Annotated in this window: 10 protein-coding genes; all 10 read left to right on the forward strand. The window is 55.8% G+C overall.

All coding sequences use genetic code 11. The annotated features are described in order from the left end of the window. The first annotated feature begins 22 nt into the window (after nucleotides 1–22). Nucleotides 23–520: a cell wall elongation regulator TseB-like domain-containing protein gene (locus O9H85_RS11265; RefSeq protein ID WP_269881451.1), complete on the forward strand. Its 498-nt coding sequence runs from the start codon at nucleotides 23–25 to the stop codon at nucleotides 518–520. 304 nt (nucleotides 521–824) lie between these two features. Beyond that, nucleotides 825–1,361, forward strand: a complete 537-nt coding sequence (locus tag O9H85_RS11270; protein ID WP_269881452.1) for a hypothetical protein — start codon at nucleotides 825–827, stop codon at nucleotides 1,359–1,361. Further along, complete coding sequence (locus O9H85_RS11275; protein WP_269881453.1) at nucleotides 1,354–2,859, forward strand: AAA family ATPase; 1,506 nt, start codon at nucleotides 1,354–1,356, stop codon at nucleotides 2,857–2,859. Before O9H85_RS11270 ends, O9H85_RS11275 begins: the two co-directional genes overlap by 8 nt. Before the next feature lie 215 nt (nucleotides 2,860–3,074). Further along, nucleotides 3,075–4,640, forward strand: coding sequence for an N-acetylmuramoyl-L-alanine amidase family protein (locus O9H85_RS11280; protein ID WP_269881454.1), 1,566 nt, complete (start codon nucleotides 3,075–3,077; stop codon nucleotides 4,638–4,640). A 13-nt stretch (nucleotides 4,641–4,653) separates the two neighbouring features. Further along, complete coding sequence (locus O9H85_RS11285) at nucleotides 4,654–5,280, forward strand: GerMN domain-containing protein (RefSeq protein ID WP_269881455.1); 627 nt, start codon at nucleotides 4,654–4,656, stop codon at nucleotides 5,278–5,280. Nucleotides 5,281–5,327: 47 nt separating this feature from the next. After that, entirely contained in the window at nucleotides 5,328–8,078 is a 2,751-nt protein-coding gene (locus tag O9H85_RS11290) for an S-layer homology domain-containing protein (RefSeq protein WP_269881456.1), read from the forward strand. A 238-nt stretch (nucleotides 8,079–8,316) separates the two neighbouring features. Continuing rightward, a complete protein-coding gene (gene nth, locus O9H85_RS11295) occupies nucleotides 8,317–9,003 on the forward strand; it encodes an endonuclease III (protein ID WP_269881458.1) in 687 nt (228 codons plus the stop codon). Nucleotides 9,004–9,040: 37 nt separating this feature from the next. After that, nucleotides 9,041–9,313: an NAD/NADP transhydrogenase alpha subunit gene (locus O9H85_RS11300; protein WP_269881459.1), complete on the forward strand. Its 273-nt coding sequence runs from the start codon at nucleotides 9,041–9,043 to the stop codon at nucleotides 9,311–9,313. A 60-nt stretch (nucleotides 9,314–9,373) separates the two neighbouring features. Continuing rightward, nucleotides 9,374–13,054, forward strand: coding sequence for a dynamin family protein (locus tag O9H85_RS11305; protein WP_269881460.1), 3,681 nt, complete (start codon nucleotides 9,374–9,376; stop codon nucleotides 13,052–13,054). A 378-nt stretch (nucleotides 13,055–13,432) separates the two neighbouring features. Further along, a complete protein-coding gene (locus O9H85_RS11310) occupies nucleotides 13,433–15,313 on the forward strand; it encodes an ABC transporter ATP-binding protein (RefSeq protein WP_269881461.1) in 1,881 nt (626 codons plus the stop codon). Nucleotides 15,314–15,322 lie beyond the last annotated feature (9 nt).

A 15,322-nucleotide genomic window follows, 5' to 3' on the forward strand; every position in this document is an offset into this window, starting at 1 on the left:
CCGGGGAAGGGAGGAGCAGCGGTTGAGCAAGAAATGGAAATGGGGACTTGGCTTCGCCGCCGCGATTGTCGTGCTGGTCGTGCTGGCTTCCAGAATGTTTGTTGCCGCCATGCAGGACGAATGGTCTGCGGACCGGGCTGCGGTGGCGGCTGCCTACGGCAAGACGATTCTTGCAAAGGTTCACACCGTTCAGCGCTTTGAAGGAGATCAAGAGGTGACGGTGATCCAAGGGGAAGACAAAATCGGTCAGCCTCTCATTGTATGGGTGAACGGGGACAACGCGCATACCGAAATGGCTGCCGACGGGATTACGGCCGCCCAGGCGGAAGCAAACGTCAAAGGCAAGCAGCCTGCGGCGCAGGTGCTTCGGACGATGCCGGGGCTCATGAACGGACAGCCGGTGTGGGAAGTATTCTATAAAGTACACAGCGACAAGGACAACCGCGATCATTATTTTTACGATTATTATACGTTTAAAGACGGCACGTTCATCGATACCTGGCGGTTGACGATCCAATAGCGCCGACGCATGAAAGTTGCCACAAAACGTTCAAAAAGCAAATCCGCTCCGTCTCGAAAGACCTTGGAAGCCCGACAGCTCGGCATTTTCCGGTCCGCCGCCGCGGAGCTTTTTTGCTTTCGAGCAGTGAGTTGGAGGTAAAATTCAGGAATTGAGGGATAATACCGATTGGCATTCCACAGATTGCACATCGTCTTTGAAACTTTCTATGATATAATTCGTATATAACATTTGATATACTATTCATATGTTCGAATTGATATATTGATAGTACTTATTACAAAGAAAGGGGGACGTACATTTTATGAAACTACGTCTCATACCGGTTGTCGTGAGTGTGCTCATTTCGGGCACCGTGTTGTTCGGTGGTTATTTCGCTTACCAGAGCTACGCTATGGAAAGCCCGCTTCAAAAGACGGTTTCTTCGATTCCGGGCGTACACCTGGTTTCGCTTAATTTGAATACAACCGATGCCGTGATGGAGCTGAAACTGGATCCGGGCGTCAGCCTGCGCGAAGCGTATGCCAAAATCTCTAAAGACGGCGCAGGGGCACTGGGAACCCGGACGCTCAAGCTGAAAGTGGATAACGCTTCTTCGCCTAAGCTCGACCAATGGTGGTCATCTGCGTTGTTCGAGGTTGCACAAGCGATGGAAACGAAGCAGTACTCCCAAATTCCGAAGACGCTGGAAGCCCGCAGCGCAGCGGCCGGCGACGGATTGAAAGTAACGACGGAGATGGATGACCGTTATGTATATATTACGATGATAGACGGGGATGCGAGCAAGTATGTGATGCTTCCGCGCACACCGGCCAAGATGGGGGTGTGGCCGAATGAGTAAGTACGGGAAAGAGATTCTCATCGGCACGGTGCCCGTCATTATTCTGTTTCTTCTGTTTATCGGCGTGAACGTGATTCCGCTCGTGTTCATGTCGGCTATTCTTGCTACTTTCTTCTTTATGTCCAGGGCCCGTAACGGGATGAACATCGGCTCGGACCGCAAAACCAAAAGCAAAGCGGCGCCTGCGTATATGACGTTCGACGATATCGGCGGACAAGACCGCGCGAAGCGGGAGCTGACGGAGGCGCTCGACTTCCTGATCCGCTACGACGAGATCCAGCGCCTGGGCATTCGCCCGCTGAAAGGCATACTGCTGACGGGGCCTCCGGGAACGGGTAAAACGCTGCTGGCCAAAGCGGCGGCGCATTACACGAATTCCGTCTTCATGGCGGCCTCCGGCAGCGAGTTCGTGGAAATGTATGTCGGGGTCGGCGCAAGCCGCATTCGGGATTTGTTCAAGGAAGCGCGTAACCGCGCCATTAAGGAAAACAAAGACAGCGCCATCGTCTTTATCGATGAGATCGACGTCATCGGCGGCAAGCGTGACGGGGGGCAGCACCGGGAATACGACCAGACGCTGAACCAGCTGCTGACCGAAATGGACGGCATTCATACGAGCGTTCACCCGCGGGTATTGATCATGGCTGCTACGAACCGGAAGGAAATGCTGGACAGCGCGCTGCTGCGTCCGGGACGGTTCGACCGCCATATCGAGGTGGACCTGCCGGATAAGAAGGGCCGTCTTCATATTCTGAACATTCATGCGAAGAACAAACCGCTGTCCGAGGATGTCAGTTTGGACCAGATCGCACAGGAAACGTTCCACTTCTCCGGCGCGCAGCTGGAGAGCGTTATGAACGAAGCGGCAATTTATGCGATGCGCGACGAATCCGAGGCAATTGAGCAGAAGCATCTGTCGCTGGCGGTTGACAAAGTCATGTTGGGCGAGAAGACCGACCGTGAATCGACGAAGGAAGAACGGGAACGCGTTGCGCTTCATGAGCTTGGCCATGCGATCGCGGCAGAGCTGGTTCGACCGGGCTCCGTATCCCAGGTTTCGCTCAGTCCGCGGGGCAAGGCTCTTGGCTACGTTCGCCACAATCCCCAGCAGGATCAATATTTGTACACCAAGGAGCAGATCGAGCATCAAATCATGATCGCGCTCGGCGGTGCTGTGGCAGAGGAGATGTTCTACGGCGGTCGAAGCACCGGCTCCCGGAACGACTTCGAGCAGGCCTTGAACATGGTCCGTACGATGATGGATTCCGGTCTGACGAAGCTCGGTATTATCGACCGGGAGATGGTAACGAAGCAGGAATTGATGAAGGAAAACTCCGAAATTCTTGACGAGCTGACGAAATCGACGCGCGAGCTGCTTGAAAAGTACCGTATCGTATTCGAACAGTCGCTCGATATTTTGATTCAAGAGGAGAATTTGTCCGGCGATCAATTCCGCAGCCTGCTCGAGCATCAAACGAAAAACATGCAAATCGCTTAAATGGAGGGACCTTGCTTGCCTTACGGCAGCCGGGTCTCTTTTTTGTGAAAATTTTATGTTATTTCGTCGATCGTGCAACTTTTCTGATAGAATATAGTCTAATAGAATGGTAGATTTCGCCATGACCCCCTCTTGTTTTTCCGTTTTGTTCCAACGTCCCCCAGCGTTCTACATAGAACACCCTTTATCATTAATTAAAACATACGAGGTGCAGGATGAAAGTATTTACGGCTTGGATGACTCTGCTGATCGTGTCGCTCTTGTGCTTGGGTGGCTCCGTTTCTGCGGCGGCTTCTCCTATCGAATTGTTTCTTAACGGAAAACCTCTCGCAGCGGAGGTGGCTCCCCGCATCGTAAACCAGAACACCATTGTTCCGGTACGCATTATCGCCGAATCGCTGGGCTCCAAGGTCGCTTGGGACGCGAAAGCCCGCAAAGTAACCATCGATAAAGGAACGACGAACATCCAGCTGTGGATCGATAAAAAGGATGCCACCGTGGGCAGCAAAGCGTACAAATTGGAAACCGCTCCCACAATTATTGACGGGAGCACGATGCTGCCGATCCGTTTCGTGAGCGAGCAGTTCGGAATCAAAGTGACTTGGGACGATTTGACGCGTTCCGTCTTCTTATTTAACCCGGACGACGGGAATTCGAAACAGGACGCTGCGGCGACGGCAGGGGGGGCCGGGGGGAGTGTAACCGGCACGCCCGGCGGCTCAAAGACGGATAGTCTTGCCGACCAGCCGGCTTCCGAGATTAAACCGGGAGATCCGGTCAAAGCTGGGGATAAGACGGGAGACGGGAAGAGCGGCGATAATACCGGCGCACCCGCGCTGCCTCCATCCTCTCCGGCAGCAGGTCAGGGAACGAACGGCGGAAGCAAGAACGACGAGCTGCCTGTCTTGCAAGGCGTAACGCTGAAAGACGATACGCTCACGTTCCGCGCCGCGGGAGCGATCGCGAAGCCGAACATCTTTTATTTGGAAGGCCCGGACCGCATTGTCGTCGATTTTCCGAATACGAAGCTGGATCCGTCGCTGCTGGATAAAGTCAATGCGCAGAATGAAGGAAAGTTTCCGGACAAAAACGATTTTGTCTCGCAAATTCGTTATTCCCTATTTTCAAAAGAACCATCTATCGTTAGAATGGTAATAGATTTGCCCAAGAAGACCTCGTTTAAGCTCGGCGACAGCAGCACGAGCCCGAATGAGCTGTCCGGCAAATTGATTCCGGTAAAGACGCGTTATAAAGTGGTGATCGACCCCGGTCATGGAGGCAAGGATACTGGAGCCGTATCGGTGACGAAGCGCTATGAGAAAGATTTCGTGCTGGCGCTCGGTACCAAAATTACGAAGCTGTTGTCCCAGGATCCCAACATCGATGTAAGAATGACGCGCAGCGACGATACGTTTATTGAGCTTGCCGACAGGGCATCCTTCGCAAACAATTTGAAGGCGGACTTGTATGTTTCCGTTCACGCCAATTCGGCGTCGAAGGAAAACATCGGCGGTACCGAAACGTACTATTACTCCGAGCAGAGCCAGCCGTTCGCCGAGCTCGTGCATAAGTATCTGCTCGAAGCAACGGGCTTCGCGGACCGCCAAGTGAAGCAGGACCGATTCTACGTTATTAAAAACACTAATATGCCTTCCATATTAATGGAAGTCGGCTTCCTGACGAACCGGAATGAAGATTCACAAATGTTTCAGGATGCTTTCCAGGACCGGGTTGCCGCATCCATCGTTGCTGCCATTAAGAAGCAGTTGAATCTAAACTGAGGAGAGGGTAACGATGCTACAGAATGGACTGAAAGTGATGACAGCGGCGGCGATACTGGGGATGGTGCTGGCCGGCTGCGGCCACGCCAAGATGCCGGCGCAAGGGCCGGCTTCAGAACCGGCAAAGCAGACGCAAGGCTCAGGATCGGACAAGCCGTCCTCTTCTTCACTGCAACCGCCGAGCTCCGGACAACAACCGCCGAGTTCCGGACAACAACTGCCGAGCTCCGGACAAGAGCAGCAGAAACAAGCGAAGGTTAAAATTTATTTCGGCGACGATCAGATGAACAATTTGGTAGAGAAAGAAGCAACGATCACCTATAAACAGGATTCGGACAAATACTTGGCCGTCCTGAAAGCGCAGGCGGGGAACGGCGATGCGAAGACAACCCCGCTGTTTAAAGGGTTCACCTTCAAAACCGCAACGCTAAAGGACGGGTTGCTTACGGTCGATTTATCGATGGCGCCCGAAGCAAGACTCGGCTCCGGAGGGGAAGAGTTGATCTTATCCGCGCTGCAGCGCTCTTTGTTCCAATTTCCGGAAGTGCAGTCGATCAACATCCTCGTGGACGGGAAGCAAGAAGAGAGCTTGATGGGGCACATGGACTTGCCTCATCCGATCAAGCGAAGCACCAAATAACAGCTATGGATACATGACAGCAGAGGATTACCGAGAGGAGCCCCTTCATGAAAGGTAACAATCGTAAACAAGTTCGAAAATTGGCCGCCGCGGCGCTCGCCTTTTCCGTTCTGATGAGCAGTCCCGCGTACGCCGCCGATATCGCCGGCTCAGGAACAACCGTCAGCACGCAGGCGATTCCTTCCTTCACGGACGTCAGCTCGACGCATTGGGCGCTCAAGCATATTACGAAGCTTGCAGCCATGGGCGTCATTCAAGGCTATGAGAAAGGCGAATACCGCCCGGAGAACTCCGTCTCTCAACAGGAAGTCATCGTCATGGCGCTGCGCCTGATGGGGCTTGAAGGGGAAGTGCAGAAGAGCAAAACCGATATTGTGCTTCCTTTTGCCGTCGATAGCTACTTCAAGCCTTATGTAGCTTATGCGTTCGATAAGGGCCTGATCAACATTCAGGAGGAAGCGGACGGTACCAACGCCAAAACGGCATGGGGGGCTCGGGAAGCGACCCGTGAGTGGGTGGCCAAGCTCGTCATCCGCGCGATCGGCAAGCAATCGCTTGCCCAGCAGCAGGCTTCGGCGCCCGTATCGTTCAAGGACGGCAAAGATTTCTCCTCATGGGCGACGGGGTATGTGAATGCGGCGGTTTCCTTGAACATTGTGCAGGGCTTCGAGGACAACAGCTTTCAGCCGAAGGGCAAAGTGACCCGGGCGCAAATGGCGACGTTCCTCAGCCGGGCGGACAAGAATTTGACTACCCGAACCGATCGGGTAGTCACCGGTTACGTCATGTCGCTCACGGACCGCAAAATCAGCGTTATGAACGCAAACGGGGACACGAAAGACTACAACCTGAGCACCGATACGGTCATATATAACGCCAAGGACGACAGCCGGATTCCGGCTTCCGCGATCAAGCTGACCAATGAAGTGTACGTCGTACAAAGCTCGGGCAATGCGTTATACATAGAGCTGACGAACGATCAGCAGAAGCTCGAGACGATCGAAGGTACGCTTAACCAAGTGGTTTTAAGCGATATGATCCTGCTGCTTCAGCAAGGAAGCAATCAGAAAGTGGTTTACCTCGATCCTAACGTAGCGGTAACGGATAAGGACGGCCGCGGCATGAGCCTTAGCTCGATCGCGCCGGGCAGCGTCATTCAGCTGAGCCGCAATACGCTGCTTAAGGAGCAGAAATTTTCGCAAATCGTCGTGAAGCAAATTCCGGTCAGCAAGCAGGCGGAAGGAACGGTCACGAATATCGACAAGACGCAAAACAAGATTACTTTCCTTGAAAAAACGACCGGCCAGCCGGAGACGTATTCGATCGCTGCCAACGCTTTCGTTACGCTGCCCGACGGCACGCCGGCCGACCTGAGCCGATTGCATATCGGAGATCAAGTGAGCTATAACGTCAAAACCAACGAGATGTCCTCCGTCACCGTGAAGAAAACGGCCGACGTCAGCACGACCGTCCAAGGAACGTTAAGCAGCATCAGCGACGACAAGAAGATATTGACGATCACGCGTGCGGGCGGCACGAACGAGCTTGGCGCATACTACCTGGCCGATAACGCCATCGTGACTATCGACGGTTTGACGAATGCAAGCCTCTATGATTTGGAGGCGGGTGACGATTTGAAGCTGGAGCTTGTCAACAACAAAGTCGTCAGTGCAACGGTGACGAGCCGCTCCATCAAGCAGATCACCTTCGCTACGATCGTCAAATACGACCCGGATACGAAGGGCTTGATGGTCAGCTCGGATAACGGGGATCTGAGCGCATACAAGATGAGCGACAACACGGCGATCAAATATTTGGACGCGACGATTCCGTTGTCCAACTTCCAGTCCATGTTTATCGACAGCGCTCTCGGGAACAAGGCCAAGAAGGTAGACCTGAAAGTGTCCAAGAATAAGATCGTGCAAATTCAGCTGTCTTCGCAAATTGACGGAACCGTCGCGCAGCTGAACACCTCTACGAACCAATTGACTATTCGTACCGCGGGAGGGCAAAACCTCACGTTCAACACGGTATCGTCGGTGCCTGTCGATATGCTTAACCGGTCGGGCGCCACGTTATCGGACCTTAAGGTCGGAGACGCCATCACCATACAGCTGAATCTGACGCAGGATTACATCAACCAGATTACCTTCAAGAAGGTGGGCGTGTACAAAACGATCGTCACGAACACAAGCACGCGTCAGATCAGCGTGAAGGACGATACGGGCGCGCAGCTGACCTTTACGATCGACAGCAACGACCGCATCTCCAATCCGGGGAAAGCGACGCACGACTTCGAGGATCTTCAGGTGGATGAATATGTCAAGGCGACGTTCAACGGAAGCAAGCTTGACACGGTGCAGCTTCTGAATACGGTCCGGGGCAAAGTAACGGCTGTCGATCCAAACGCTCTTACATTGACCGTGCAGGACTTCCAAGGCGCCGTACAAGTCATTCCGGTTGGGCAGCAGTTCGTCATCAAGCAAAACGGGAACGTTTCGGCTGCGATTACGACCATTAAGCCGAACGACCGGGTGGAAATCATCAAGGATGCAAACGACAAGCTGACGATTCAAATAGCGAACGCATCCAAGCGCATCGTTTCATCGTACGATGTCGTACTGAACCAGCTGCTGCTTAAACCGACGGCGAACGGCGACAAAACGACGTACAACTTCTTCAGCAAAGCTTATTTGCATAAAGGCACTACAAATGTGGCGGCCAATGCGTTTATGGAGAACGAGGAAATCATGCTGTATACGCTGGATGACAAAATCATCGAGATTGAGAAGCAATAATTTATTTCTCATGCCTTGCAACTTTTGCAATTCCGTACCGTCTATGCTGTAGGACAATCCTGCGGCATGGACGGTTTTTTTTCTATTTAGAGACCCGGGACGGTAGGTTGATGAAAAAAATGACGACAACTCCGGAAGGTTTCGTAAAAAGTTCGTATTTTGTCGGGGGAAGAGATTGATTCGCCGCCCAGGATTCGGTACACTGTAGGAAACGTAGTAGAAAGAAGGGAATCGGGACATGAATCAAGAGCTGGTTCGGCATATATTGGACACGATCGCCGAAATGTTCCCCGATGCCCACTGCGAGCTGCATCACTCGAATCCGTTTGAGCTGACGATTGCCGTGCTTCTGTCGGCGCAATGCACGGACGAGACGGTCAACAAGGTAACCAAAGATTTATTTCAAAAGTACAAGAGGCCGGAGGATTATTTGGCCGTCCCCTTGGTGGAATTGGAGCAGGATATCCGGCGCATCGGCTTGTTCCGCAATAAGGCCAAGAATATCCAGGCTTTATGCGCAATGCTGTTGGACAAGTACGATGGGGAAGTGCCTAAGGCGCACGAGCAGCTGACCGAGCTGCCGGGCGTCGGCCGTAAAACCGCGAACGTGGTCGTATCCAATGCATTCGGCGTGCCGGCGATCGCCGTGGATACGCATGTGGAGCGGGTGTCCAAACGGCTGGGCCTCGCAAGCGAGAAGGACTCGGTGCTGGAAGTCGAAAAAAAGCTGATGAAACGGGTGCCGCGCGAGGAATGGACGCAAACGCACCACCGGTTGATTTTTTTCGGACGCTACCATTGCAAGGCGCAAAATCCGAACTGTGCGGCATGTCCGCTGCTGGATTCGTGCCGTGAAGGCAAGAAACGTATGAAAACGACAGAACGAAGGAAAACTATACCAAAGGCTGTTTCTTCGAAAGCCTGAGGAAGATGAAACCGAGAATGAAAGGTTGGGATTCAAGATGAAATGCATTTCCGTATATACAAGCGACTTCGAGGTATTTTCCGATATTTATGAGAAGGTGCTCGAGACTCCGCTGAAGGAGAACGAGGAGAAGCAAGTCGAAGGCATCACCGTATCCGAGTCCGGAAGCGTGCCGGAGAACTATTTGAACCGGATGAAGCAGCGCCCGGAAGTGGTCGTGATGAAGGTGAAGGACAAGGACATTACGATCCTTCAGCATCGGGACGTATTTGAAATTTTTATACCTGAAACGGAAAATATGGTACACTAAAAACCGAAGCGATTCGGTTTTTTTCTTTGCAATTCGACATGGGCAGGTAGGAGAGAACGAATGAACATAACAGCACTTACTGGGGAACGAAATAAAGAGACACCGGCAGGCGACAGCGCCATGACGGAAGCGGTAGGCCGTCTGCTTCGGCAGGCGGAGCAAGAAGGCGATTACGAGCATGCAAGGAAATTTCGGCAGCTGCTGGACAAGGCGCGGAGCGGGCATCTTTACTTGGCGTTTTGCGGCCATTTCTCGGCCGGCAAATCGAGCTTGATCAACCGTTTGTGCGGCCACCCGCTGCTGCCGTCCAGCCCGATTCCGACGAGCGCGAATATCGTGAGCATTGTGAACGGGGAAAGCGGCGCCCGGGTCATTTACCGCAGCACCGAACCGGGAGGGGAAGAACGCTCGGAGAGGGTGCCGCTGGATGCGCTGGCGGAGCACTGCCGCAACGGGGAGGACATCGAGACGGTCGAGATCTCGTATCCGATCCCTTTCCTCGGCGAGCACGGCGCCCTTCTGGATACGCCGGGAATCGATTCAACGGACGACGCGCATCAGCTGGCGACGGAATCGGCGCTGCATCTTGCGGATGTCGTCTTTTACGTGATGGACTACAATCACGTCCAATCGGAGATCAACCTGGCTTTTGCGAAAAAAATGATCGAGTGGGGCAAGCCGCTCTATCTCATCATCAATATGGTCGATAAGCACCGCGAGCGGGAGCTGTCGTTCGAGAGCTACCGGGAAGGCGTCCGGGAAGCTTTCGCCAATTGGCATGTGGAGCCAAGCGGCATCCTGTATACGTCCGTCAAACGGCCGGACGATCCGAACAGCGAGTGGCCGAAGCTTGACTGGCTGCTGCACGAGCTGATCGGGATGCAGGCTTCGCTGACACGGCTGAGCCTGGAGAAGTCGGCTCGCGCGTTGGCTGCGGCGCATGCCGCCAAGATCGCGGAGCGCGGCGAGCCGGCGAAGGAGGCGCTCCGCGCTAGGCTTGCGGGCGACGACGGGCTGGAGGAGGCCCAGGTGCTCGCCGCGCAGACGGAGGCGGAGCTCGCGCGGCTGGAGTCGCTGCCGCTGACACTGCGGGATGCGGCGCGTAGAGAGGTTGGCGCGGTGCTCGAGAACGCCAACGTGATCCCGGCCGTGACGCGGGACCTCGCGCACGTATACCTTGAAGCCCGGCGGCCGGGCTTCAAGGCGGGTTTGTTCGCAGGCGCGGCGAAGACGGCGAAGGAGATCGAACGCCGGTTGGAGGCGTTCCGGGACGATTTTGCCGCGCAGGCGGAGACGCAGGTGGCGCGGCATGTGCAGCAAACGGTGAAACAGGCGTTTGCGGGTCAGGGTCTTGCGGCAGCGGAAGTGACGGCCGCGGCGGACCGCATCCACGCCGAAGTGACGCCGGAGTGGCTGGCCGCGCAGGTGAACCCATCGGCGGGCTTTGGCGGCGAGTATACGCTGAACTACTCGAAGCTGATTGCAGCCGAGCTGAAGGCGCAGTACCGCAAGGAGGCGTTCGCCGCGGCGGACGGCCTCGCGGAAGCGCTCGCGGCGGCGCTTGCCCCGCGGCGCGAAGCGCTGCGCGCGGAGCTCGCCGCGCTCGGCGAGCGGCTGCGCGGCCTGCACGAGCTGGAGCAGCTCGCGCAGGCCGACGCCGCCTACGCCGCCGCGCAGCTCGCGCAGCTGCCGCCCGCTGGCGCGGTCCCGGCGCTGCCGGACCCGGCCGCGGCCGGCCCGCTGGCGCCGGCGCAGGCCGCTGCGCCTGGCGAAGCCGCCGCCGCTCCGGCGCCGTTCGCGCCGGGCGCGCCGCGGGCCGCGGCTGCGGCAGCGCCGCCGCTTGCGGGCGGCGGCCACCGCCGCCGGCTGCGCGAAGCCGCCGCGCGGCTGGACGCCGCGGCGCAGGAGCTCGCCGGCGTGGCCGCGCTGCAGACGATCCGCCGTTCCCTGCGGGAGAAGGCGGACCGTCTGGCGAACAACCGCTTCACGGTGGCGCTGTTCGGCGCGTTCAGCGCGGGCAAATCGTCGTTCGCCAACGCGCTGATCGGCGAGCGGGTGCTTCCCGTATCGCCGAACCCGACAACGGCGGCGATCAACAAGATTTTGCCGCCTGAGCCGGAACAGGGCTGGCCGCATGGAACGGCCAAGGTCAAGGTCAAGACGCGAGAGCAGCTGTCCGGGGACGTGCTGTATTCCCTTGAGGTGCTGAACCAGCCGGCGCCGGACCTGGAGCAAGGGCTTAGAACGATCCGGGGGCTGCGGGCCGAGCAGGTTTCGGGTAAAGGCAAGCCGCATTACAGCTTCCTGAAGGCGGTGGAGCGCGGCTGGGATGCGATGGAGCCGAGTCTGGGACGTGAACTGTCCGTCGATCTGGAAGGGTTCGCTTCTTATGCAGCTGACGAAACCCGCTCCTGCTTTGTGGACGGCATCGAGCTGTACTACCACAATCCGCTGACCGAGCAGGGCGTCGTCCTGGTCGATACGCCGGGTGCCGATTCGATCAATGCCCGGCATACGGGCGTCGCCTTCGATTACATCAAAAATGCGGATGCGATTCTGTTCGTCACTTATTATAATCACGCCTTCTCGCATGCGGATAAGGAGTTTCTGCTGCAACTGGGCCGGGTGAAGGACAGCTTCGAGATGGATAAAATGTTCTTCATCGTCAATGCCGCCGACCTCGCTTCCTCGGCTGAGGAGCTGGAGGGTGTCGTGAAGCACGTAGAGAGCAATCTGCTGCAGCACGGCATCCGGCATCCGCGGATTTATCCGCTGTCGAGCTATTATGGCTTGGAGGCGAAGCTGCAGGACGATCCAGAGCAGCTCGCGCTCACCGGGATGCTTCGCTTCGAACAGGAGTTTGTCCGGTTTACGTTCGAGGAGCTGACGGAAATCGCGATCCGTTCCGGGGACGGCGATATCAAAAGGGCGGCGGACGTATTGGACCGCTGGATGGAAGGGGCGCAGGCGGATGCTTCCGAGCGCCAGCGGCAAGCCGCGCAGCTCCGGGAAGCGCTGGGTTACGGCCGCAGCCTCCTGCATCAGCCGAATCCGGAGGCGGAGGCCCGGGAGCTCGAGAAAGAAATCCGCGAGCTGCTGTATTACGTGAAGCAGCGGACATCCTACCGCTTCGGGGAGCTGTATAATCTGGCCTTTAACCCGTCCGTCTTCCGCGAGGAAGGAAGAGATACGAAGAGCCTGCTTCAATCCGCATGGGAGGACCTGCTTCGAATGCTGGCCTTCGACCTGTCGCAGGAAGTACTGGCGACGACGCTTCGCATCGAGAACAAAATTAATAAGCTGGCAGGCCAGGCTGCGGAGCAATGGACGGAGCAGATTCGCGAACGGATTCCTACCTTCGAGCCGGAGGGCTTCAAGCCGGTGAAGCTGCAAACGCCGAAGTTGCAGGATACGTTGCAGGCCGATGAGATCACGGTGAAATGGATCCAAGGCTTCTATAAGAACGCCAAGCAGTTCTTTGAAGGGGAAGGCAAGCAGGCGCTTCGGCGGGAGCTTGAGATCAAGCTGAACGGCCCGATGACCCGTTTCGCCGACCTTCAAACGGCGGCGCTGGAGTCGGCTTATGCCCGGCAATTGGCGGATACGTACGCTTCAGCGGCGGAACGGCTCCAGCAAGAGCTGGCAGAGCATGGGGAAGGATTGCTCCACGCGCTTGAGGCGAGTATCGATCTGGAAGCGCTCCGCAGCAAGCGCCAGAAGCTGCTTAGTTTTATCGGCTAAACTGAATTAGAAGTGAGCTCTTGCCTGGCAAGGGCTCCTTTGCCGCCGATTTTATGAAAGGGTTTACATTGGAAGGGATTAGCAGATCCGGGGTAGAAAAAGGTGGATTGTGCAACAATTTTGTGTCGAAATGGAGGATTATTCTGGCAGAAGGCTCTTTACGGGGGTTCCGGTTGTTTGCCGCTCCCCCGGGATGATGCTACACTTCAAACCATAGCTGAAACGCTTTCGAGGCAATTTTTTCACCTTCGAAAGCCCTTTTGCTTTTTGGGAGGATTTCGGCTTTAATTAGCGGACCAAAGAGGGAGTTAGCCGGCCGCGAAGCACCCGGACGAATACCGCCGGGGCAAAGGCAAGGCTTATCGAAGGAGGGGCTCCATGGAAGTATTCAGGCAGCTGAAATCGTTTTATTGGTCAGAGCGAAAATATTTATTTATTTCCATTTTCTCGCTAATGGCCGCCACAGCGCTTGGATTGGTTTATCCGAATCTGCTGCGCTATCTGATTGACGAAGTCATTACTAAAGGCAGGTTCGAAGCGGTTCCTTATCTGGCTCTGGGCGTCGTGGGGGTCATGGCGGTGAAAGCCGGCTTCATGTTTATGCATGGGGCGTCGAGCGCACGTCTCGGCAACAAGACGGCGTTTAACCTGCGTAAAGCGCTGTACGAAAAGCTTCAATATTATTCGTTCCAGTATTATGATCAGGCGCGTACGGGCGACCTGATGTCCAGATTGACGGCAGACCTCGGCGCAGTACGCGATTTTGTCGGCTTCGGCTTCGTGCAGCTGCTGAACGTGTTTATGATGGTGCTGTTCGGCACGGTGATGATGTTTACAATCAACTGGAAGCTGACGCTCCTCACGATGGTGACGATGCCTTTTCTCGCCTTTACGGCGATTCGTTTCGAGAGCCGCATTCATCCGGCCTTCCGTTCGATCCGTAAATCCATGAGCTCGATGACGACCTCCGTGCAGGAAAACATCACAGGGGTGCGCACCGTGAAATCGTTTGCCCGGGAGCCCCATGAAATCGAGAAATTTTCGGACCGCAACGAGGATTATAAGGTGAACAACGTGAATACGTCGGGCATTTGGGCCAAATATTTCCCGTTAATGGAGCTGTTCGCCAACTTGAGTGTCGTCATTCTGCTGGGCCTCGGCGGATGGATGGTGATCGGGCAAGTGATTTCGCTCGGCGAGCTAGTAGCTTTTTTCAGCTTAATCTGGTATATCATCGGACCGATGTGGGGGATCGGCTTCCATATCAACAATTATACGCAATCCAAAGCGTCGGGGGAACGGCTGCTCGAGCTGCTCCATCAATATATTCACGTGAAGAATAAAGAAAATGCGGTTCAACTGAAGGCGGATCAGGTTCAAGGCCATGTCGTGTTCGACCATGTCACCTTCGCTTATACCGGCAAACAGCCTGCACTGACCGATTTCACCCTGGATGCGCGTCCCGGCTCGGTCATCGGGCTCCTGGGCGGCACGGGTTCGGGCAAATCCACCGTGATCCAGCTGCTGATGCGGGCTTACAATGTCAAAGATGGACGCATTATGCTGGACGGCGCGGATATCCGGGACGTTACGCTCGAGAGTCTCCGCGAGCAGATAGCGATCGTATTTCAAGAAACGTTCTTATTCTCCTCGACGATCCGCAACAACATCGCTTACGGCGTGAAGCAGGTCTCGATGGACGAGGTGGTTCGCGCGGCGAAGCTGGCCAAGGCGCATGATTTCATTATGGAGCTGCCGCTCGGATACGACACGGTGGTGGGCGAACGCGGCCTCGGCCTCTCCGGAGGACAGAAGCAGCGGATTGCCATCGCGCGTGCGCTGCTGAAGAATCCTAAGATTCTGATCCTCGACGACGCGACGAGTGCCGTGGATATGGAGACCGAGCACGAAATCCAGCGCGGCTTCCGCGAAGTGATGCAAGGACGTACGACCTTCGTCATCGCTCACCGGATTTCCTCGCTGAAGCACGCCGACGAAATTCTCGTGCTGGATGAAGGCAGGGTCGTTCAGCGGGGGACCCATCAAAGGCTGATGCAGGAGGAAGGGCCTTACCTGGAAACGTACAAAATTCAATTCGCCGACCAACCCGACGCTTCGTGGGATGAGCCAGCCGCTCCGATCGGCGAACCGCTCTTTGCCGATGCCGGCGCAGCGGCTCGGGAGAACGACGAGGCTGCGGAGCGCGAGATTGCCGCATCGGCCGGGGCCCAGGCCAAATTAAGGGGGTTCGCACATTGAGCGGGAAAC

This window comes from Paenibacillus gyeongsangnamensis (genome assembly GCF_027533625.1).
In the GTDB taxonomy this organism is placed as follows: domain Bacteria; phylum Bacillota; class Bacilli; order Paenibacillales; family NBRC-103111; genus Paenibacillus_G; species Paenibacillus_G gyeongsangnamensis.

Bases quoted from the DNA above. Each gene is read 5' to 3' on its own strand.
- O9H85_RS11310 (WP_269881461.1), top strand. From the start codon at position 13,433: ATGGAAGTATTCAGGCAGCTGAAATCGTTTTATTGGTCAGAGCGAAAA.
- O9H85_RS11285 (WP_269881455.1), top strand. From the start codon at position 4,654: ATGCTACAGAATGGACTGAAAGTGATGACAGCGGCGGCGATACTGGGG.
- O9H85_RS11270 (WP_269881452.1), top strand. From the start codon at position 825: ATGAAACTACGTCTCATACCGGTTGTCGTGAGTGTGCTCATTTCGGGC.
- O9H85_RS11290 (WP_269881456.1), top strand. From the start codon at position 5,328: ATGAAAGGTAACAATCGTAAACAAGTTCGAAAATTGGCCGCCGCGGCG.
- O9H85_RS11280 (WP_269881454.1), top strand. From the start codon at position 3,075: ATGAAAGTATTTACGGCTTGGATGACTCTGCTGATCGTGTCGCTCTTG.
- nth (WP_269881458.1), top strand. From the start codon at position 8,317: ATGAATCAAGAGCTGGTTCGGCATATATTGGACACGATCGCCGAAATG.
- O9H85_RS11300 (WP_269881459.1), top strand. From the start codon at position 9,041: ATGAAATGCATTTCCGTATATACAAGCGACTTCGAGGTATTTTCCGAT.
- O9H85_RS11275 (WP_269881453.1), top strand. From the start codon at position 1,354: ATGAGTAAGTACGGGAAAGAGATTCTCATCGGCACGGTGCCCGTCATT.
- O9H85_RS11305 (WP_269881460.1), top strand. From the start codon at position 9,374: ATGAACATAACAGCACTTACTGGGGAACGAAATAAAGAGACACCGGCA.